This window comes from Microbacterium sp. CCNWLW134 (genome assembly GCF_037083565.1).
Taxonomy (GTDB): Bacteria; Actinomycetota; Actinomycetes; order Actinomycetales; family Microbacteriaceae; genus Microbacterium.
Genome location: NZ_JBAOJU010000003.1, coordinates 63465 through 83789 on the forward strand (window position 1 = coordinate 63465; position 20325 = coordinate 83789).

Here is a 20325-nt window from a genome sequence, read left to right on the forward strand (position 1 = left end):
ACCCTCCCGTGTATCAGCTCGCCCCCAACATCGAACTCCTCTTCACCGAGGCCGGTGACTACCACGACCGCGTCCGCGCGGCCGCGGCCGCCGGGTTCACCGCCGTCGAGATGTGGGGACCCACCGGTGTCGACGCCCCGGCACAGCCGAAGGACCTCCCGGCGCTGAAGGCCGCGCTCGAAGAGACCGGAACGCAGCTGACCGCGCAGCTGTCGGAGCCGCGCACACAGTTCATGATCCCGCCGTGGGACCACAGCGAGTTCTTCCGCAAGCTCGACGAGGGCGTACAGATCGCCCAGGATCTGGGCTGCCCGCGCATCGTCGTGGGCAGCGGCACGGGATTCGGCGGGTGGAAGCGCCAGGTGCAGCTGGACAAGCTCGTCGAGATCTACCAGAAGGCCATCGCGCAGATCGACGGCTCCGGTATCGCGCTCGTGCTCGAGCCGGTGAACGTCCGGGTCGATCACCCGGGATCGCTCCTGGACCGCACCGCCGAGGCGGTGTACGTCGCCCGGGGCGTCGACTCGCCTTTCTTCGGGGTGCTTTACGACATCTATCACTCCGCCGTCGAGGGCGAGGACATGGCAGCAGAGCTGGCGAACGCCGGCGACCTGGTGCAGTACGTGCAGCTGGCGGATGCCCCGGGCCGGGGTGAGCCCGGATCCGGCGACCTCGACTGGGCCGAGCGCCTGGGCATCCTGCGCGCGTCGGGCTACGACGGACCCATCGGCCTGGAGTACTACCCGACCACCGAGTCCGCCGCCTCGGTGGCGCGGATCGTCGAGTGGGCAGCATCGGCATGACGCGGTACCCCGCTCAGGTCGATGTCGCCATCGTCGGCAGCGGTCCGACGGGCGCAGCGTATGCGCGCATCCTCAGCGAACAGGCGCCGGGCGCAACGGTCGCGATGTTCGAGGTGGGTCCCACCGTGTCCGATCCGCCCGGCGCCCATGTGAAGAACATCGCCGACCCTGCAGCCCGCGCCCGTGCGCAGGCTGCTTCCGAGGGCCCCGGGGAACGCGGCGAGAAGGTGGCGAACCCCGGACAGGCGAAGACCGGCATGAGGGCCGCACGCCCGGGCACCTTCCTCCTCGAGGACGGCTTCCGTTTCCCGGATGAGGATGGGATGCCGGTGGCGGCGATGTCCAGCAACGTCGGCGGCATGGCGGCGCACTGGACCGGTGCCTGCCCGCGCCCGGGCGGCAGCGAGCGGATCGACTTCCTCCCTGATCTCGACGACCTGCTGACCGAGGCGGAGCGCCTGCTCGGCGTCACCACCGACGCCTTCGACGCCGCGCCCTTCGGCAAGATCGTCAGGGATCGCCTCGCCGTCGCGGTCGACGACGGCCGGACGGCCGAGGCGAAGGTGCAGCGCATGCCGCTGGCCGCGCACCGCCGCGACGACGGCCGGCTGGTGTGGTCGGGATCGGATGTGGTGCTCGGCGATGTCACCCGCGACAACCCCGCCTTCCGACTGTTCGATGAGTCGCTCGTGACGCGTGTGCTCACAGAGGACGGTCGTGCGACGGGCGTCGAGGTTCGAGATCTCCGGTCGGGAGAGACGCATCGGGTCGCGGCCCGTTTCGTGGTGGTCGCCGCCGATGCGCTGCGCACCCCTCAGGTGCTCTGGGCCTCCGGCATCCGTCCCGCCGCCCTCGGACGCTATCTCAACGATCAGGCGCAGATCGTCTTCGCGTCGCGACTGCGGGGTGTGGAGACCCTTGGCGCCGATGCGCCGACCACGGGGCTGGCGGAGTACAGCGGCGTCAGCTGGGTGCCGTTCACCGACGAGATGCCCTTCCACGGGCAGATCATGCAGCTCGACGCCTCGCCGATCCCGCTCGCCGAAGACGACCCGGTCGTTCCGGGCTCGATCGTCGGACTCGGACTCTTCTGCGCGAAGGACCTGCAGGCCGATGACCGCGTCGAGTTCGACGATGAGGCCCGTGACGGCTACGGCATGCCGGCGCCGCGAATCCACTACCGGCTCACCCCCCGCGACCACGAAGTGATCGAACGGGCCCGTGCCGAGATCGTGCGCCTCGGGGAGGCGATCGGCGATCCGCTGGACAGCCGGCCGTTCACCCTGCCGCTCGGCTCGTCGCTGCACTATCAGGGCACGACGCGGATGGGGAAGACGGATGACGGCACGAGCGTCTGCGGGCCCGACAGTCAGGTCTGGGGCGTGGCCGGCCTGTACGTCGCCGGCAACGGTGTGATCCCCACGCCGACCGCGTGCAACCCGACCCTCACGTCGGTCGCCCTCGCGGTCGCCGGCGCCCGCTCCCTCGCGACCAGGCTTGCTTAGGTTTAAAACAGACATTAAAGTGTAGGAAACATGACAAAGAAGTCGTCGGCGCTCGCCGCCGTGACAAGGAGGTCGCTGTGATTCCCGACCGGATCATCGAACAGGGCACGCTCACCGCCGATGGTGGCCGCGCTGCCGTCGAGGTGCGGCTGCCCTGGTACCGCGCGCTGCCGGGATCGTGCATCGCCGGTGCGAAGCTGACCATCGACGGCGTCGAGGCTCCGGCGGAGTCGGTTCGCTGGCGCATGAACGGCACCGAGTTCACTTTCGACGAGCTGAGGACGAACACCGACGAGTGGTGGTTCCCGACCGACTCGGCCGTGCTCTCCGGCGATCTCGAGGTCGCCGGCAGCGGCGAGCACGAGGTCGGCGTCGAGCTCGTCCTCTACATCCCGTACATCGTCATCTCCGACGACGAGGTGCTCCACATCGAGGAGCGCGACACGAAGAAGATGACCGTCCGACAGGAGGTCTCGGCATGACCGCCTCGACAAAGGGCACGCCGATCCAAGGCGTCACGCTCTACAGCTTCACCCGCGCATTCCACGGCCGCGAGTACGACCTCGAGCAGCTGATCCGCAAGGTCGCCGCCGAGGGGTACGGCCCGGGGCTGGAGATCATCGGATTCTCAAGCTTCCGCGGATTCCCTGAGATCGACGACGCCTACGCGGCATCCTTCTCAGACCTGGTCGACGAGGTCGGCCTCGTCCGCACCTCGCTCGCGGTCAACGCCGACATCGGCATCCACCGCGACCGCCTTCTGAACCAGGACGAGCTGCTGGAGTACATGCGCCGCCAGATCCAGGCCGCTGCCAAGCTCGGCTTCCCCGTCGCCCGCGTGCAGATCTCGATCACGCCCGATTCCATGGAGGCGCTCGCACCGATCGCCGAGGAGTACGGGGTGACCCTCGCGCTCGAGGTGCACGCCGACCAGTACGCCTCACATCCCCGCATCCTCGCGCTCCGCGACCGCTACGAGAAGGTCGGCTCCCCGTTCCTCGGCTTCACGATGGACTGGGGCGCCACGGTCAGCGGGTTCGCGCCGTCGCTCATCGAGGCCTATCGCCGTCGCGGCGCATCGGAGGAACTGCTCGCCGCCGTCGTCCAGCTCTGGGACGACTTCTACGAGCAGGGCCCGCCGGCCGATCAGGCCGAGCACGGCCAGCGATTCGGCCGGTTCATCGGTCTCGCCCACCAGCACGGCCGCCCCGATCTCGGCATCGACTTCGGCATCAACGGCACGGGCCTCTTCGGTCCCGCACGGGTGGACGACTGGCTGGAGATCTTCCCGTGGATCCGCCACGTGCACGGCAAGTTCTTCGGGATCGACGAGAACCATCAGGAGCCGTCCGTGCCGGTCGCCGAGCTCACCACGCTGCTGGTCGAGAACGGCTACAGCGGTGCCATCTCGAGCGAGTACGAGGGCTGGCACTGGAACCACTGGCAGAGCCCGTTCGAGATCATCCGCGATGAGCAGGCCCTTCAGCGCGCGGCCGCCGAGGCAGCGGGCTCCCGAATGATCACGGATGCCGCGGAGGCCCGCCGCATCCTCGATTCCCACCTCGCGCACGCCGTGCGCTCCTGAGAGGACGACGATGACCCTTCGACAGGCTCAGAACAGCACCGACGGTATCGCCGGAACCGGCGTCAAGCTCGGCACCACCCTGTATTCGATGACGAGCGAGTTCGCCGCGGGCCTGTACACGCCCGAGACGCTCATCAAGGCCGTCCACGATGAGGGCATCGGCCCGGGTGTGGAGTTCAACATCGCGCAGCTGCTGCGCACGTACCCCGACGTCGATCAGGAGTTCGTGAAGCTCTGGTTCGATTCGCTGGAGAAGTACGGACTGGAGGCCAGTGCCGTCGGCACGAACCTCGACATGGGGCGCCGCAAGGACCGCGACATGACCCCCGACGAGGAGCACGACTTCCTCGCCCGGCAGCTCAAGACGGCGCACACGCTGGGCTTCAAGAGGGTGGTCATCCGCTCGCACGGCAAGGAGCTGCTGCGCGGTCTCCTGCCGCTCGCCGAGAAGTACGACCAGTACCTCGGCTACGAGATCCACGCGCCGTCGGGGCCGAACAACCCGCAGGTGCTGCAGATGCGCGAGATGTACGACGAGCTGCAGTCCGAGCGCCTCGGCTTCACCGCCGACTTCTCATCGACGATGCACTCGCTTTCGCCGACGCTGCTGACCACGCTCGCGCGCATGGGGATGGACGAGAAGCACTTCCCCGTCATGGACGAGATCTGGCACGAGCCCACCCCGATGCACGTGCGAAACCAGAAGTTCGAGGACTACCTGGTCGGCGAGGGCGTCGACCCGCTCACCTTCGGCCCGTTCACGAGGCTCGCCTTCAACATGCACGGTCTCGTGCCGCCGGAGGAGTGGCTGGACATCATGCCCCAGATGTTCCACGTGCACGCCAAGTTCTACGACATCGGCGCCGACGGTGAGGAGCCGGCGATGGACATCCCACGCATCGTGAAGCAGTTCGTCGTGGGGGGCTACCAGGGGTATCTCTCCAGCGAGTGGGAGGGACACGCCTTCCAGGACCTCGGCGAGGCCGACCCCATCGATCTCGTGAAGAAGCAGCATGCGCTCATGCGCAAAGCCATTGAAGACACCGTCGCCGAGCAGTCGAGGGAGACCGCGAATGTCTGACACCACCACTGTCTCGGTCGGCGAGCTCGCCGCCGAGCTCGCCGCTCTCCGCGAGGAGGTCGTCGCCGCCCGCGCTCTTGCGCAGCGCGCCGAGGATCGCGGACAGGTCGAGAACCTGTTCAACCGCTACATGTACCTCCACAACGCCTTCGAGGACGAGCAGATCATCCCGCTGTGGGTGAAGGAGGGCACCGAGGGCATCCGGGCCCGCTACACCAACGCCGGTCAGTACACCACGTGGCAGAGCGTCACCGACTACCACCGCGGTCGGCCCCACCCCGAGGGCAAGCTCATCCTGCACGCGACGACGACCCCCGTCATCGAAGTGGCCGCCGACGGCAAGACCGCCAAGGGCGTGTGGTTGATGGCCGGCACCGAGTCGGGTCTGACCGACCCGAAGGTCGCCGAGGCCTTCCCCGACATGTACTCCCCCGAAGAGGTGCTCGGCAAGAAGGTCTGGGCGCACTGGGTGTGGTGCAAGTACGCCATCGACTTCCTCAAGCAGGACGGCGAGTGGAAGTTCTGGAAGTTCCGCTGCTACGAGCTCGCCCGCGCGCCCTTCGAGGAGAACTGGGTGAGCTTCGGTCTGAAGAACCAGGGCGCGTTCGACCTCGACCTGATGTACTTCGGCGACGACGGCAAGCCCGTCTTCATGCCGCCCGCCGACGAGCCCGTGCCGTCGACCAACCACCCCTACAGCCCCGAGACGGTGCAGAAGCTCGAGCCGGCCCCGCCGGTTCCGCATGACACCTTCACCGACACCTACGCCTGAGGAACGACCATGGCAACGCACGACTCGCTCTTCCGCGACGACGACGTCCGTCGCACCGACGACGGCCTGGCCGTCTCGCTGCAGATCCCCTGGTACCGGAGCCTCTGGCTCTCCGCGGTCGACGACGTCGCCGCGACGGTCAACGGTGTGGAAATTCCCACAGAAGACCTGCGCTTCGTCCTCGAGGGACGCGAATACCGCATCGAGGAGCTCCCCGAGCAGTGGGACACCCTCTGGTTCGTCGCCGAGCGCCCCGACGTCCGCATCCGCCTCGACGACCCGCCGGTCGCCGGCGAGAAGATCACCGTCGGGGTGGTGCTCACCATGCGCCTGCTCTACATGCAGATCATGCCGGGCGTGGACGGCGGACCTGGCCGGTACGTGACCAACCGTGTGCCTGTGGAACGGGAGCTGGTGCTCGCATGACCAGGAGCGGCCCGCTCCGCGTCGCGATGATCGGCTACGGCTTCATGGGCGCGGCGCACTCGGTCGGCTGGCGCCAGGCGCCGCGCGTTTTCACCCTGCCCGAGGCCGTCGAGATGGCCGTCGTCGTCGGTCGCAACGCCGAGGCGGTGGCCGATGCCGCGGCCCAGTGGGGCTGGCAGGAATGGGCGACCAATTGGCGCGAGGTCATCGCGCGGGACGACATCGACATCGTCGACATCGTCACGCCCGGTGACTCGCACGCCGAGATCGCGATCGCCGCTTTGGAGGCCGGCAAGCACGTCCTCTGCGAGAAGCCGTTGGCCAATACGGTGGCCGAGGCCGAAGCGATGGCGGATGCCGCCGAGCGCGCGTCTGCGCGCGGAGTGCGCGCGATGGTGGGGTTCACCTATCGGCGCGTGCCCGCGGTCACCCTCATGCGCGACATGATCGTCGAGGGCGCGGTGGGCACCGTGCAGCAGGTGCGCGCGGCCTACCGGCAGGACTGGCTCGTCGACCCTGCGATGCCGCTGGCCTGGCGGCTGCAGAAGGAGCACGCGGGCTCGGGCGCGCTCGGTGACATCGGCGCGCACATCATCGACATGACCCAGTTCGTCACAGGACAGACGGTGGAGCGGGTGAGCGGCACCCTCGAGACGATCGTGAAGGAGCGACCGCTGCAGGCAGCTGGCTCGGGGCTCAGCGGCGAGGCCGGTGCCGGGACGGGCACGGTGACGGTCGACGACCTTGCGATCTTCACCGGCTGGCTCTCGGGCGGATCGCTGGCCTCGTTCGAGGCATCGCGTTTCGCGACGGGCCGGAAGAACGCCCTGACCGTGGAAGTCTCGGGCGATCGGGGAGCGCTCGCGTTCGACCTCGAAGACCTCAACAGCCTGCGGTTCTATGACCGCACCGCGCCGGAGGGGCGACAGGGCTTCACCCAGATCCTCGTCACCGAGTCCGTGCACCCGTATGTGGCCGCATGGTGGCCGGCAGGCCACATGCTCGGCTACGAGCACGGCTTCAGCCACCAGGTGGTCGACCTCGTCACCGCGATCGCCGAGGGCACCGACCCGCACCCGACCTTCGCTGAGGGACTCAGCGTGCAGCGCGTGCTCGACGCGGTCGAGCGGTCGAGCGCGAACGACGCCGCGTGGACACCGGTCGCCGCCGACGTGCCGGTGGTCGTCTGATCTCTCAATCGAAGGAGCCTGATATGGCACGACCGATCACGTTGTTCACGGGTCAGTGGGCGGATCTTCCGTTCGAGGAGGTGGCGCGCCTGGCGGGCGAGTGGGGCTATGACGGTCTCGAGATCGCGTGCTGGGGCGATCATCTGGATGTGTCGCGGTGGGATGACGCGGAGTACGTGCAGTCGCGGAAGGACATCCTCGAGCGCAACGGGCTGACGGTGTGGGCGATCTCGAATCACCTGACCGGTCAGGCGGTGTGCGATGACCCGATCGATCAGCGGCACCGCGACATCCTGTCCGACCGTGTCTGGGGCGACGGTGACCCGGAGGGCGTGCGGCAGCGGGCGGCGGAGGACCTCAAGGACACCGCGCGGATCGCGGCGAAGCTCGGCGTCACCCAGGTGAACGGGTTCACCGGGTCATCCATCTGGAAAGCGGTCGCGATGTTCCCGCCCGCCTCGGAGGAGTGGATCGACGCTGGCTACCGGGACTTCGCCGACCGCTGGAACCCGATCCTCGACGTCTTCGAGGAGGAGGGCGTGCGGTTCGGGCTCGAGGTGCACCCGTCCGAGATCGCCTACGACTACTGGACGGCCAAGCGGACACTCGAGGCGATCGGCCACCGCAAGAGCTTCGGGCTGAACTTCGACCCGTCGCACTTCATGTGGCAGCAGCTGGACCCGGTGGCGTTCGTCCTCGACTTCGCCGACCACATCTTCCACGTGCACGTGAAGGAGTCGGTCACCCACCTGGACGGGCGCAACGGCGTGCTCGGCTCGCACCTGGGGTGGGCGAACCCGCGCCGCGGCTGGACCTTCGTCTCGACCGGCCACGGCGCCGTGCCATGGGAGCCGCTGTTCCGCGCGCTCAACGCGATCGGCTACGACGGTCCGACCTCCGTCGAGTGGGAGGACGCCGGCATGGACCGCCTCATCGGCGCGCCCGAAGCCCTCGCCTTCGTCCGCACGCTCAATGCGATCGTCCCGCCCGCCGCGGCGTTCGACGCGGCCTTCTCCACCAAGGCCGACTGAGACGTGACCGACATCCTCGACGTCCTCATCCTCTCGGGTCACATGACCCGCGAGCACGACAACGAGCACCGCAGCTTCCGGCTGCACAACCAGTGGATCACGACACTGCTCGAAGACACCGGCCGCTTCAAGGTGCGCGTCGTCGAAGATCCCCGAGGGCTCGGCGCCGAGGTCATCGACAAGTACGACGTGCTGATCGTCGTCTTCGAGGGTCGCGACGGCTTCTTCGAGAAAGCCGTCGGGTTCGGCGCGGAGACGGACGCCGCGATCCTGAGGTTCGTCCACGATGCCGGGAAGGGCATCGTCTGGTTCCACGGGTCGGCCGCGCAGGAGGACCGCTGGGGCTATCCCGAGGAGTACAACGTCATGCGCGGGGCGAAGCTCAGCGCGTACGAAACGGGTCTTCGTCCCCGCCCGTGGGGCGAGGCGCAGCTCGATACGGTCGAGCCGCGGCATCCGATCACCGAGGGGATCAGCGCCCGCTGGACCGTGACCGGCGACGACATCCTCACCGGCGTCGACCTGTACGAGGGTGCCCAGGTGCTGTTGACGACCTTCGACGATCTCGAGGCGTACGAGAAGGCACCGATGTGGCCGATGTCGCACTACCCGGTCGAGATCCCCGAGGGGGGCATCGCCGCACTCAACGGCATGAACACCGACCAGCCGATCGCCTGGATCAACGAGTACGGTGCAGGCCGGTCGTTCACGATCACGATCGGACACGACATCGACACGTTCCGGCGCATCGAGTTCATCCGCATGTTCCCGCGCGGCGTCGAGTGGGCGGCCACGGGAGAGGTCACCCTCACGGGCCCCGACCGCCGTGGCGAGCGCCGCTTCCTCCCCTGGCCGTACTACAACCGCGAGGGCTGAGTCCAGCAGCCACGCGCCCACGCGTCTCGGCCCGGCGCACTCGCGCCGGGTTACGGTGGGCCCATGCGGTCTCGATCGATGGCGCTTCCCGGCGTCCTACTCTGTGGAGCGGTGCTGGCGGCCTGCACCGGTGGCCCGCCCGAACCGCCGGAGACTCCGCCCGCGGTGACCGGCGACCCCGCCGCCCGCGCACAGGCCGAGGCATGGCTGGATGCCGCCGCTCTCCCGCCCGGAGCCGTGCGGTCGGACGCGGGTGTGGCCGAGTTCCTCTCCTTCACGGGGTGGCCGTGCACCCCGGTCGAGGAGCTCGAGGGCTACTGGGCCGTTCCCGACGCGACGGTTGCGGAGACAGCGAACTGGCTGCTGGCCAATCCGACCGCCGATCTGGTCACGACCGGGATCGGTCCCTACCCCGACGACTCCGAGCTCGACAACGTGACCGTCGGCTACATCCCGGCTGAGGGTTCGCAGGAGGGCGTCGTCTACACGGTCGTGCAGACGGCCGACGGCGTCGCGGTGCGCGCCGAGGTCGCCGCCCTCACCGAATCGGCGGTGTGTCCGGAGCTGCCGGACGGCGGAACGCTCGGACCTCCCGGCCAGGGCTGAGGGCAGGGCAGGATAAAGGGGTGATGAGCACCGCGAGCACCGAACCCCGGGGAACGATGGTCCTCGTCCGACACGGCGAGACCGAGTGGAGCAAGACCGGGCGCCACACCGGGCTCACCGACATCCCGCTCACCGAGACCGGCGTCTACAAGTCCGAGCTCGCCGGCACGCTCCTCGCCACCCGTCGCTTCGACCTCGTGCTCACCAGCCCGCTCCGCCGAGCCGTCGACACCGCCCGATACGCGGGTTTCCCGGACGCCCAGCCCGATGAGCGCCTCCACGAGTGGGACTACGGTGCGTACGAAGGGCTCACCACCCCCGAGATCATCGCGCAGCTTGGCCACACCTGGTCGATCTGGGACGACGGTGCCCCCGCGGGCGAGACTCCCGGCGAGGGCATCGCTGCCGTCACCACCCGCGCACAGTCGCTGCTGGATGACATCCGTCCGCGCCTCGAGCGAGGAGAGCACGTGCTGATGTTCTCCCACGCCCACTTCATCCGCGCCCTGACCGGTACGTGGCTCGGGCTCACCGCCGCCGGCGGGCGCTACTTCTGGCTCGGCACGTCGGCGGTCAATGAACTCGGCTTCGAGCACGGGCGGCCGGTCGTGCTGCAGTGGAACCACGTGCGCGGGCGCTGAGCCTCGCGAGGCGATTTCACCCCGCCGACGCGAGTGATCGAGGTGGCGAATCTGGTCGCCGGCGAGCCTGAAATGCGACCATCTGTGTCTCCTTGATCGCACCATCGCCATCGAGGTGGCACAGATCGCCGCCCACGCCGACCAGAGGCGACCAATTCCGCCACCTCGGTCACGCAGCCTGCGAGTCCGCGCTGTACGCCGATGTCGCACCCCCGTGCGACGATGCGCGCGGGGAGGGAGGTGTCGATGCACGACACGGCGACGGTGCTGCACGCCGACCTCGACGCGTTCTACGCCTCGGTCGAGCAGCGCGACGCTCCCGCCCTGCGCGGGCGACCGGTGATCGTCGGGGGCGGAGTCGTGCTCGCCGCCAGCTACGAGGCGAAGGCACGCGGGGTGCGCACCGCGATGGGCGGACGCCAGGCGCGGGAGCTCTGCCCCGATGCCATCGTCGTGCCCCCGCGCATGGAGGCGTACTCGGCCGCGAGCAGAGCGGTGTTCGACATCTTCCGCGACACCACGCCGCTCGTCGAGGGGCTCTCGATCGACGAGGCCTTCCTCGAGGTCGGCGGGCTGAGACGCATCGCCGGTCCTCCCGCCGACATCGCCGCCCGCCTGCGCGAACGCGTTCGCGCCGAGGTTGGCCTCCCGATCTCGGTCGGCGTCGCCCGCACGAAGTTCCTCGCCAAGGTCGCCAGCGCCGTGAGCAAGCCCGACGGCCTCCTCGTCGTCGAACCGGGCGAGGAGGAGGCCTTCCTCCTACCGCTGCCGGTCGAGCGGCTGTGGGGCGTGGGCGCGAAGACCGCGGAGAAGCTGCACGGCCTCGGCATCCGCACCGTCGGTCAGCTCGCCGAGCTCGAGGCCGCGACGGCCGAGCGCCTCCTCGGGAGGGCAGCGGGCGCGCACCTGCACGCGCTCGCGCGCCTGCGCGACCCGCGACCGGTCGACACGACCCGCCGGCGCCGTTCGATCGGGTCGCAGCGGGCCCTCGGCACCCGCCCCCGCACCCCCGACGAGCTCGACACCATCCTCAGCCAGATCGTCGACCGGCTGGCTCGGCGGCTCCGCGACGGCGACCGGGTCTGCCGGAGCGTCGTCCTCCGCCTCCGCTTCGGCGACTACACAAAGGCGACGAGATCACGCACACTGCGGTTCCCCACCGATCGCACGTCGGTGCTCACCGACACGGCGCGGATGCTGCTGGCCGCCGCCCTTCCGACGATCACCGAGCGGGGCATCACCCTGATCGGCCTCTCGCTGTCGCATCTCGAGCACGCCGACAGCGTGCAACCCGAGCTCCCCCTCGACTTCACCGGCGGCGATCAGATCGACGGCGCTCTGGACGATGTGCTCGACCGCCTTCGCGATCGCTTCGGCTCCGCCGCGGTCGCCCGCGCCACGCAGCTCGGGCGTGATCCGGGGTGGTCGACGCCGATCCTGCCCGAGCACGAGTAGGTGGGAGCCATCGGCCCCCACGGGCCGACCGTCTGCACGTACCGTGCGGTCATGAAGACCCATCGCGCGTTCCGGGATGCCGGGCGATGATCGTCTTCGTGGTGCTGGGCGTCGCGCTGGGCGCCGCCGTCGGCATCCCGCTGGGTCGGCGCATCGACCCGACGCGACCGCCGCAGCGGGCGAGCGCTCTGGCGTGGACAGCCCTCGCTCTCGGCATTGTCGCGGTCGGAATGCTTGCCAGTGCCCTCTTCCTCCCGCTGGCGCTTCCGGGCCCGACCGGCTCAGCCGTCAATTCCACGCCGGTGTCCATCGTGCTGTCCATGGCCGGGGTGACCGCTGCGGCCTGGGCGATCGCCCGAGGCGACCGCCGCTGGGTCTCGTGGACCGCGGGTGGGATCGCCGCGGTCCCCACCGTCTTCTGGACCGTCTTCGCGCTGGGCGATCTCATCGACCCGAATCCGGCGTCCGGGTGATGGCACCACGGGCGTTCACGCCGCGCCGAGCGCCTCGCGCGCCCCGGCGATGTGGTCTCTCGTCATGCGGGCGGGGTCGGTGTCGAGCCACTCGTGCCCGCCCCATTCGCTGGTGAGGACCCCGTCGAACCCTGTCGTCGCGAGCACGGCTCCGAGGTCGCGCACCGGCTGCCACACCCGGCCGTCGGCATCCTCGAGATCCCAGAACTTCAGATGGAACCCACCCACCAGGGGCAGGACCGGACGGATGGCATCGACCGACGACCGCCCGAACCGCACGATCATGTCCATGTACAACGTGTGGACCGGCCCCGGAACGCCGCCCGAACGAAGGACGTCCACGATCGCGGGCAGCGTCGCCGGATCGCGCCAGTCGTCACGCACCCGCTCGATCAGCGAGCCCGGCACACCTCCGCGCTCGAGCTCGTCGAGGTAGCTCACCGGCACCGCGGGCATGAGCATGCTGATGTCGATGAGCAGCCGCACATGGGGATCGTCCAGCTCGGCGATCACCTCGTACGCGCCCGCCGACGAAGGAGAGTCCGGCGTCTGCGACCCCTGCGCCTCTTCGAACAGCACGAGGTCGAGCTCATGGAGGAGGGGCTGGAGCCGCCGGAGAAGGCCCGGTCCCGCCTGCCCGATCGGCAGGCGCAGACCGACGGCGCCGAGCGCATGTGCGGCATGCAGCTGCGGTGCGAGGAACTCCAGGCGCTCCTCCTCCGTGCGACGCCGCGTCGGCGACATCCACTCATCCAGGCTGGCGCCGACGATGCTGACCCGCCCCCCGGCCGCTGCGAGGCGGTCACGCAGGAGGGCGGCCTCATCGGTGAGGGTGACGGGGAACGACCGCCACAGCTGGCCGGGTTCGATCTCGATGACCGGGCTCACGCGGTCGGCGACGATGTCCACGGCGATGGAGGTCGCGGCGCGCTCGGCCCGGATGACCTCGGGGGTCCAGTTGAAGGCGCTCGCCCCGATCACACGACGCGGAAGGGCGGATGCTGCGGCGTCAGGCGACATCGCGTGACACCGTCCCCGTGGCAGGCGCATCCAGGAGAAGGGTGCGCGCGGAGGCGAACGGGAGGCTGAGTGGACCGTCGGCGCCCGCGTCGAGGTACGGCACGATCAGCCGGAATCCGAGCGTCACCGCATGAGCGCCGGGTGCCAGCATCCGTCGCCCTTCGAGTCGGAGCCGATCCTGCACGAACCACCAGCCGCGCTCGAAGGCGAGGGCGGAGGGGGCGACGCGGCGATCGCCGACCCCCACGGCCGACACCGCGACGGGATCGCCGTCCACGGACAGTTCCCACCCGCCCGCGCTCCACACCGGCAGCGACCTGATCCAGGGGAGCGAGACTCGGAGGCTGAAGCCGTCGTCGGTGGAGCGCAGGGCGTCGTCGCGCAGGATGGGCAGACTCATGAAGCACGTCCTCGTGGTGTCTTTGACCTCGAAGATACATGCTTACGTCTGAATCAGGTAAAAGTAATGCGAGCGCTCGTGGGTCGCCCGTCCGCGAACCACCGGGCGAAAGTGACCTCGAAGAGCTGCTCGCGCGCGAGCTCGGCCCCGCCGCGAAGCGGTGCGTTGGGGTCGTTGACTGACTGCACGATCTCGAGGTCGCGCGTGGCGAGCGGCAGGGAGAGCTCGTACACCCGCTGTCGCACCTCGGCTAGGTAGAGCTCGCCGGCCGAGGCGACCGCCCCGCCGATCACGATGATGCCCGGGTTGAAGACGTTGACCAGCGTAGCGATGGAGCCCCCCACCACCCGTGCCGAGGCCTGGAGGAGCGAGATGGCCAGCGCGTCCCCATCCTCGGCCGCCAGGGAGATCGTCTCGGCGCTGAGGTCCTCGGGCGACAGGCGGCTCGCCTCGCCCGCCTCGATGCGCGCCTGCGCCTCGCGCACGAGCGCCCAGCCGCCGGCGACGGCCTCGAGGCACCCGATCTTGCCGCACCGGCAGGGGGCGTCGGATTCCGGAACGCGCACGTGCCCGATGTCGCCGGCCGAGCCGTTCGCGCCGCGGTGGATCCTTCCGCGCGAGAGCAGGCCCGCCCCGATCCCCGTGCCGATCTTGATGTAGACGAGGTCGGCGTGGTGGCGGTGCCGTTCGGCGCGCTCGCCGAGGGCGAGGAGATTCACGTCGTTGTCGACCCAGATGGGCGCGTCGAAGCGCTGCTCGAAACGTCGCCGGATGTCGAACCCGTTCCACCCCGGCATGATCGGCGGGGCGACAGGGCGACCGGTCTCGAAATCGACCGGACCCGGCACACCGACGGCGACCGACCAGACCGGGGCGTCGCCGGTGCGTTCGAGAACCTCGTCGACCATGCTCATGACGACGTCGAGGGTGTCGGCGGGGCCACGGGAGATCTCCCACGACCGGTGCACCTCGGCGAGCACGTCGCCGTCGAGGGCGGCGACGCCCACGTGGATGTGCAGCGCGCCGAGTGCGCAGACGATGATGCGGCCCTGGTCGGCGCGGAAGTGCAGGGTGCGAGGGGCTCGGCCGCCCGACGACGGGCCGAAGTCGCCGTCGGCCAGGAAACCCATCTCGATCGCCTGATCGACACGCTGCGTGACGACGCCGCGTCCGAGTCCGGTGATGCGTCCGATCTCGGGGCGGGTGGTCGCTTCCCCGGTCCGGACGAGGTTCACGATGCGCAGCAGGCTGGTGACCTCGTCGGTCTGCGCCGCGAATCGTAGGGTGCTGTCTCTTGCCACGCTCGATTCTGACACAACCGATGCCCCTCATCGTCCATTTCGTTGACAACTAATGCCTTAAGTACCTTCACTTATGTAGTGTTCAGTCCTAAGAAGCACGAGCAGGAACGACGAGGGAGTCACCATGCGGGGAGTCGGCCTGATCGGTGCCGGGCCGGGCGGGTGGGCACTGCATGCGCCCACGCTTTCGCGCCTGGGCGGTGAGTTCCGCCTCGTCCACGTCTCCGACGGCGGCAGCGGGCGTGCCGCTGAGATCGCCGCCGCCCGGGGTGCGCGGAGCTCCACGGGCATCGACGACCTCCTCGCCGATCCCGCCGTCGAGGTCGTGGCGATCTGCTCCCCGCCCGAGGTGCACGCTGCCCAGGTTCTCGCCGCCGTCGAGGCCGGCATCCGGGTCATCCTCTGCGAAAAGCCCCTGGCCACCACCGTCGCCGACGCCGAGCGGGTGATCGAACGCTGTCGCGCGGCCCGCGTCGCGCTGGTCGTCGGCACGCACCACCTCTTCGATCCGGCGTGGGGCCGGGCGACGCACCACCTCACCGCCCTGTCCGGCGAGGTGCGGAGCGTGACGGTCACGCTCGCTCTTCCCCCCAACGACCGGTACCACCGGGCGGTGAGCGACGCCGCCCTTCCGCCTTCGACGCCGCGTCCGCGGCCCGATCTGTCCGACCCCGTGGTGGCAGGGCATGTCGCCCGAGCCCTCGTCTCCGGGCTCGTGATCCACGACCTTCCCCTCGTGCGGGATCTCGCGCGGGGCATCCCGCAGCTGGTCTACGCGACGCTCCTCCCGCCCATCGGCGTGGCGCTCGGGTGGACGGCCGGCGAGGTGGCGGTGCGTTCCTCCGCGGTCATGCTGCCCGAGGGCGCCGACGCGCTCTGGCGGCTGACGGTGCAGACCGACCGCGACCGCCTCGACATCGCGTTCCCGCCCGCCTTCGTGCACGCCGGAAGCGCGACGGTCACGGTGCGGAGCGCCGACGGCACCCGGACCGTCTACGCCGCCGACCCCGAGGACGGGTACGTCGCCCAGTGGGCGAACCTCGCCGCCCTCGCCCGCGGAGAACAAGCGATCGAGTACGACGAGATCCTCGCCGATGCCCGCTTCGCGATCGATCTGGCGGATGCCGCGGCCGCGGCGATCGGATCTGTCTCGTGATCGCGGTGTGGGCCTCCCCTGGCGTTGCCCGGCCGGTCGCCGTGGCGGTGGACTCCCTCGCGGCCCATGCCGTCGCGGCGGGGCCCGCCGCCGGCGCGCTCGCCGTCGTCGGGGGCGCCGGCTGGTGCGCAGCGGCCGGGGCGGCCCTGCACTCCGGAGCACGCGCGATCCTCGTGCTGCACCCCGCCGGTGGCTCCGCTGCCGAGCTCAACGAGCTTCATGCGGCCGCCGGCGGCGTCGCGTTCATGGTCGAGCGGCGCCGCCGCCCCTCGCAGCTCACCGAGCAGGTCCGGGACCTTCTCACCGCGCCGGGGACCGGCGATGCGCCCGCCTCGCTCATCGAGATCGATGTCTCGGCCCCCGAGGCGGAGCTGACCGACGCGCTGACCGATGCGCTGGCGTGGGCCGGCGTCATCGGCCGGACGTCACACCTCACCCTGGAGGGCCACGCGCCGACGCGGCACGGGGCGATCGCACGACTGACGGCGCGCACCGGGGTCGGCGGCGACACGCGGCCGACGAGTGTCGTCGTCACCGCGACCGCGATTCGAGCGGGGGCCGGAGCGCTTCGCGTGACCCTCCTCGCCTCCGTGCGCGTGGAAGTGGAGATCGACCTCGACGCCGGCACGCAGAGGGTGACCGTCACCGACCAGAGGGGTGCGACGACGCTCGCTCCCCCCTTCGAGGATCCCCTGCGTCACGGCCTCCGACAGGCGATCCGCCGCCTCGGCGGCGCCGAGCCCACGGATGATCTCGAGGCCCTGATCCGCGATCGCGCCTCCGCCGGTGGCATCCTCGACCCCCGTTCGCGGCATAAGTCAGTCTGATATCGGGCATCCGCATATTCGGATTCCCTTATGTCGCTAATCGACCGATAGTGGATCTGGGCGCCGAAGTCACACGCCCCCAGGGCTTTTCGAAAGGGTCGAAGATGATCAAGCTCCTCTCCCACCTCTCCTATGTCGCCATCACGACTCCCGACGTCGAGGCGTCGGTGAAGTTCTACGAGGAAGAGGTCGGTCTCACCGTCGTCGACCGGGTCGACGGCCGGGTCTACCTCCGCTGCTGGGGCGACTACTACGCCTACTCGGTCGTCGTCGTTCCCGGCGACGAGCCGTCGCTGGAGACCATGGCGTGGCGTACTTCGAGCGAAGAGGCGCTCGACGAGGCCGTCAAGCGCATCGAGGCCGCGGGTGTGCAGGGCGAGTGGTTCGAGGCGCACAAGATCGGTCGCGCCTACCGCTTCGTCGGACCGCAGGGTCACCCGATGACGCTGCACTGGAACGTCACGCGCCACCAGGCTCCGGGGCACACCGCGTCGATCTATCCCGACCGCCCCGAGAAGCGCAGCAAGATCGCCGGCGCCCCCCGCCAGCTCGACCACGTCACCATCGCCGCGCGCGACGTCGACGAGTTCGCGAAGTGGTACAACGAGGTGCTGGGCTTCCGCATCATGGCGCGCACCGTTCTCGACCAGGCTCCGATCTCGGTGTTCAGCGTGCTGACCACCAACGAGAAGTCGCACGACCTCGGCGTCGTCCTCGACGGTTCGACCCGTCCCGGACGCATCAACCACTACGCGTTCTGGGTCGACACGTACGAAGAGCTCCTCATCGCCGCCGACACGCTCATGGAGCGCGACATCCCGATCGAGTACGGCCCCTCTATCCACGGCATCGGCGAGCAGACGTTCCTCTACTATCGCGAGCCCTCGTCGATGCGCATCGAGCTGAACACGGGCGGCTACCGCAACTACGTGCCGGACTGGACGCCCAACACCTGGAAGCCGTCCCTCGGCTCGAGCAACATGTACCGCAACGGCGCCATGCCGATGTCGATGACCGAGTCGTTCCCGGCCGCCGACGGACCCAGCGCGACCGAGGAGGGCGTGCCCGACGAGATCCGCGACGCGCTCATCAACCCGTACACCACGACCGGCTGATCCGTGCTCGATCCCCGGGGCGGCCGACGACCGGCCGCCCCGGGCACCACGTCAGGATTCGAGGAGGACTCATGACGACCCCACCCCCCGCCCCGTTCGCCCTCGCCCGCTACCGCGTGGGCGATTCCGTGCGTCTGGGCCTCGTCGCCGCAGATCGCATCCGGTCGCTCGGCGAGAGCGAGCTCGGCGCGGCGAGCCTGAACGCCTTCCTCGCCGCCCCGGACTGGTCACGACTGCAGATGCTGGCGGAGCAGACGGATGCCGCGTGGCAGCCCCTCGCCGAAGTCACCCTGATCGCCCCGGTGGAGCCCCGGCAGGTGCTGCAGGCCGGCGCGAACTACCGGACCCACGTGGTGCAGCTGATCATGGCGGGGCTGACCAAGGGCGGCGAGTCGGAGCTGAGCCCCGAGGAGGTGCGCGCGAAGGCCGAGAAGATCATGGACGCCCGGGCCGCCAGCGGCCGGCCCTTCATCTTCCTGGGCCTTGCGCAGTGCGTCGTCGGTGACGACGTGCCGCTGGAGCTCCCCTCCTACAGCGACACCCACGACTGGGAGCTCGAGCTCGCCGTGGTGATCGGCCGCGAGGCATTCCGGGTGACCCCGGATGACGCCCTCGACCACGTCGCGGGGTACACGATCGTCAACGACATCACCACGCGTGACCGCGTGTTCCCGCCCGACGTGGGAGACATCGGCGCCGATTGGTACCGCTCGAAGAACGCGCCCGGATTCCTCCCGACCGGCCCGTACCTGGTGCCGGCCCCGTTCGTCGACCCGCGCGCCCTGTCCGTGCGCCTCGAGCTGAACGGCGAGGTCATGCAGGACGCGACGACGGCCGAGCTCGTCTTCGATGTGCCGACCCTCATCTCTGCGGCCTCGCAGACCCTTCCGCTCCTCCCGGGCGACCTCCTCCTGACCGGCAGTCCCGCCGGCAACGGGCAGCACTGGAAGCGATTCCTCCGGGATGGGGATGTCATGACCGGCACCATCGAGGGCCTGGGAACCCAGGTCGTCCGCTGCGTGGCGGAGGTCGGCGCGTGAGCGTGAACACCGACACGACACGTCCGTCCGAGAACCCGGCCGACCTCGATCGCACCGACCCCGAGGGCGAGATCGCGGCACGCGCCGCCGCGTACCGCAACTGGGGACGCTGGGGCGAGGATGACGTGCTCGGCACGCTGAACTTCATCGATGCCGACAAACGCGTCGCCGCGGCATCCCTCGTCCGCGAGGGGGTCGTGGTCTCCCTCGCGCAGGCCTTCGACACCGACGGGCCCCAGACCGGCTGGCGGCGCCGGACGAACCCGGTGCACACGATGACCGACACCGGCACCGACGCCGAGCGGGGCACCCAGGGCTTCCCGCACGGCATCGGCGGCGCAGACGACGTGATCGCGATGCCGCTGCAGTGCTCGACGCAGTGGGACGGCCTCGGCCACATCTTCGACCACGGCATGGCGTGGAACGGTCGCCGGGCGGGCGACGTCGTCACGAGCGACGGCGACCTCGTCACCGGTATCGAGCACACCCGCACCTCGTTCGTCACCCGCGGCGTCCTGCTCGACGTCGCCGCGCACCTCCGCCCCGACACGGGTGAGCTCGAGGACGGATACGCCATCTCGGCCGTCGACCTCGAAGCGACGATCGCCGCTCAGGGCGAGTCGAGCCGGGTCGGGCGCGGTGACATCGTCGTGGTCCGCACCGGACGCTACGCCCGCACGCGCCGCGAGGGGTGGAACGGCTACGCCGGCGGCTCGGCCGCGGGGCTCTCGCTCACCACCGCCGGGTGGCTCCACCGCACCGAGATCGCCGGCATCGCCACCGACACGTGGGGGTTCGAGGTGCGGCCGAACGAGTTCGACGTGCCCTCCTTCCAGCCACTCCACCAGGTCGTGATCCCCAACATGGGACTCTCGATCGGTGAGATGTGGAACCTTGAGGAGCTCGCCGAGACCTGCCACCGTCTCGGCCGGTTCGACTTCTTCCTCGCCGCGCCGACCCTGCCGATCACCGGCGCGGTCGGATCGCCCGTCAACCCCGTCGCCGTCCTGTAGGCGACACGC

Annotated in this window: 22 protein-coding genes; 19 read left to right on the plus strand and 3 right to left on the minus strand. The window is 69.8% G+C overall.

Annotation, left to right across the window (positions count from 1 at the left end; translation table 11 throughout):
- The first annotated feature begins 8 nt into the window (after positions 1-8).
- The 14 genes from V6S02_RS16560 (at position 9) to V6S02_RS16625 (ending at position 12444) form a co-directional block, all read left to right on the plus strand.
- Positions 9-803 (plus strand): TIM barrel protein, encoded by a 795-nt coding sequence (locus V6S02_RS16560; RefSeq protein ID WP_141936576.1) that lies wholly within the window; start codon positions 9-11, stop codon positions 801-803.
- Positions 800-2308 carry a GMC oxidoreductase gene (locus V6S02_RS16565; RefSeq protein WP_336401743.1) on the plus strand — a complete coding sequence of 503 codons (1509 nt, stop codon included), beginning with the start codon at positions 800-802 and terminating at the stop codon, positions 2306-2308. The genes V6S02_RS16560 and V6S02_RS16565 overlap by 4 nt, the downstream gene beginning before the upstream one ends.
- 77 nt (positions 2309-2385) lie before the next feature.
- Positions 2386-2790 carry a C-glycoside deglycosidase beta subunit domain-containing protein gene (locus tag V6S02_RS16570; RefSeq protein WP_336401744.1) on the plus strand — a complete coding sequence of 135 codons (405 nt, stop codon included), beginning with the start codon at positions 2386-2388 and terminating at the stop codon, positions 2788-2790.
- A complete protein-coding gene (locus V6S02_RS16575; RefSeq protein WP_336401745.1) occupies positions 2787-3893 on the plus strand; it encodes a sugar phosphate isomerase/epimerase family protein in 1107 nt (368 codons plus the stop codon). Before V6S02_RS16570 ends, V6S02_RS16575 begins: the two co-directional genes overlap by 4 nt.
- 10 nt (positions 3894-3903) lie before the next feature.
- On the plus strand, positions 3904-4974 hold the full coding sequence (locus V6S02_RS16580; RefSeq protein ID WP_336401746.1) for a sugar phosphate isomerase/epimerase family protein: 1071 nt from the start codon (positions 3904-3906) through the stop codon (positions 4972-4974).
- Positions 4967-5746, plus strand: coding sequence for a nuclear transport factor 2 family protein (locus V6S02_RS16585; protein WP_141936583.1), 780 nt, complete (start codon positions 4967-4969; stop codon positions 5744-5746). The genes V6S02_RS16580 and V6S02_RS16585 overlap by 8 nt, the downstream gene beginning before the upstream one ends.
- Positions 5747-5755: 9 nt before the next feature.
- On the plus strand, positions 5756-6172 hold the full coding sequence (locus V6S02_RS16590; RefSeq protein WP_336401747.1) for a C-glycoside deglycosidase beta subunit domain-containing protein: 417 nt from the start codon (positions 5756-5758) through the stop codon (positions 6170-6172).
- Complete coding sequence (locus V6S02_RS16595; RefSeq protein ID WP_336401748.1) at positions 6169-7362, plus strand: Gfo/Idh/MocA family protein; 1194 nt, start codon at positions 6169-6171, stop codon at positions 7360-7362. The genes V6S02_RS16590 and V6S02_RS16595 overlap by 4 nt, the downstream gene beginning before the upstream one ends.
- Positions 7363-7385: 23 nt before the next feature.
- On the plus strand, positions 7386-8393 hold the full coding sequence (locus V6S02_RS16600) for a sugar phosphate isomerase/epimerase family protein (RefSeq protein ID WP_336401749.1): 1008 nt from the start codon (positions 7386-7388) through the stop codon (positions 8391-8393).
- Between the two features lie 3 nt (positions 8394-8396).
- Positions 8397-9269, plus strand: a complete 873-nt coding sequence (locus V6S02_RS16605) for a ThuA domain-containing protein (protein WP_336401750.1) — start codon at positions 8397-8399, stop codon at positions 9267-9269.
- A 63-nt stretch (positions 9270-9332) separates the two neighbouring features.
- Positions 9333-9875, plus strand: a complete 543-nt coding sequence (locus V6S02_RS16610; RefSeq protein ID WP_336401751.1) for a hypothetical protein — start codon at positions 9333-9335, stop codon at positions 9873-9875.
- Between the two features lie 23 nt (positions 9876-9898).
- A complete protein-coding gene (locus V6S02_RS16615) occupies positions 9899-10516 on the plus strand; it encodes a histidine phosphatase family protein (RefSeq protein WP_336401752.1) in 618 nt (205 codons plus the stop codon).
- 246 nt (positions 10517-10762) lie between these two features.
- A complete protein-coding gene (gene dinB / locus V6S02_RS16620; protein WP_336401753.1) occupies positions 10763-11971 on the plus strand; it encodes a DNA polymerase IV in 1209 nt (402 codons plus the stop codon).
- 86 nt (positions 11972-12057) lie between these two features.
- The gene (locus V6S02_RS16625; RefSeq protein WP_336401754.1) at positions 12058-12444 is read left to right on the plus strand and encodes a hypothetical protein; all 387 of its coding nucleotides are present in this window, start codon (positions 12058-12060) and stop codon (positions 12442-12444) included.
- A 15-nt stretch (positions 12445-12459) separates the two neighbouring features.
- On the opposite strand, the gene V6S02_RS16630 is transcribed toward V6S02_RS16625, so the two are convergent.
- Genes V6S02_RS16630 through V6S02_RS16640 form a run of 3 tightly spaced genes read right to left on the minus strand, consistent with a single transcriptional unit; the run spans position 12460 to position 15165 of the window.
- Entirely contained in the window at positions 12460-13464 is a 1005-nt protein-coding gene (locus V6S02_RS16630; RefSeq protein WP_336401755.1) for a restriction endonuclease subunit R, read from the minus strand.
- Complete coding sequence (locus V6S02_RS16635; protein WP_336401756.1) at positions 13454-13864, minus strand: hypothetical protein; 411 nt, start codon at positions 13862-13864, stop codon at positions 13454-13456. The genes V6S02_RS16630 and V6S02_RS16635 overlap by 11 nt, the downstream gene beginning before the upstream one ends.
- 53 nt (positions 13865-13917) lie before the next feature.
- Positions 13918-15165, minus strand: a complete 1248-nt coding sequence (locus V6S02_RS16640) for an ROK family protein (protein WP_141936599.1) — start codon at positions 15163-15165, stop codon at positions 13918-13920.
- Between the two features lie 124 nt (positions 15166-15289).
- Here V6S02_RS16640 and V6S02_RS16645 point away from each other — a divergent pair, with 124 nt between their 5' ends.
- The 5 genes from V6S02_RS16645 to V6S02_RS16665 all read left to right on the plus strand — a co-directional run bounded on the left by V6S02_RS16645 (position 15290) and on the right by V6S02_RS16665 (position 20316).
- Positions 15290-16321, plus strand: a complete 1032-nt coding sequence (locus tag V6S02_RS16645) for a Gfo/Idh/MocA family protein (protein WP_141936601.1) — start codon at positions 15290-15292, stop codon at positions 16319-16321.
- On the plus strand, positions 16318-17148 hold the full coding sequence (locus V6S02_RS16650) for a hypothetical protein (RefSeq protein WP_336401757.1): 831 nt from the start codon (positions 16318-16320) through the stop codon (positions 17146-17148). The genes V6S02_RS16645 and V6S02_RS16650 overlap by 4 nt, the downstream gene beginning before the upstream one ends.
- Before the next feature lie 104 nt (positions 17149-17252).
- Positions 17253-18263, plus strand: coding sequence for a VOC family protein (locus V6S02_RS16655; protein ID WP_336401758.1), 1011 nt, complete (start codon positions 17253-17255; stop codon positions 18261-18263).
- A gap of 71 nt (positions 18264-18334) precedes the next feature.
- A complete protein-coding gene (locus V6S02_RS16660; RefSeq protein ID WP_336401759.1) occupies positions 18335-19303 on the plus strand; it encodes a fumarylacetoacetate hydrolase family protein in 969 nt (322 codons plus the stop codon).
- On the plus strand, positions 19300-20316 hold the full coding sequence (locus V6S02_RS16665; RefSeq protein ID WP_336401760.1) for a cyclase family protein: 1017 nt from the start codon (positions 19300-19302) through the stop codon (positions 20314-20316). The genes V6S02_RS16660 and V6S02_RS16665 overlap by 4 nt, the downstream gene beginning before the upstream one ends.
- Positions 20317-20325: the final 9 nt, after the last annotated feature.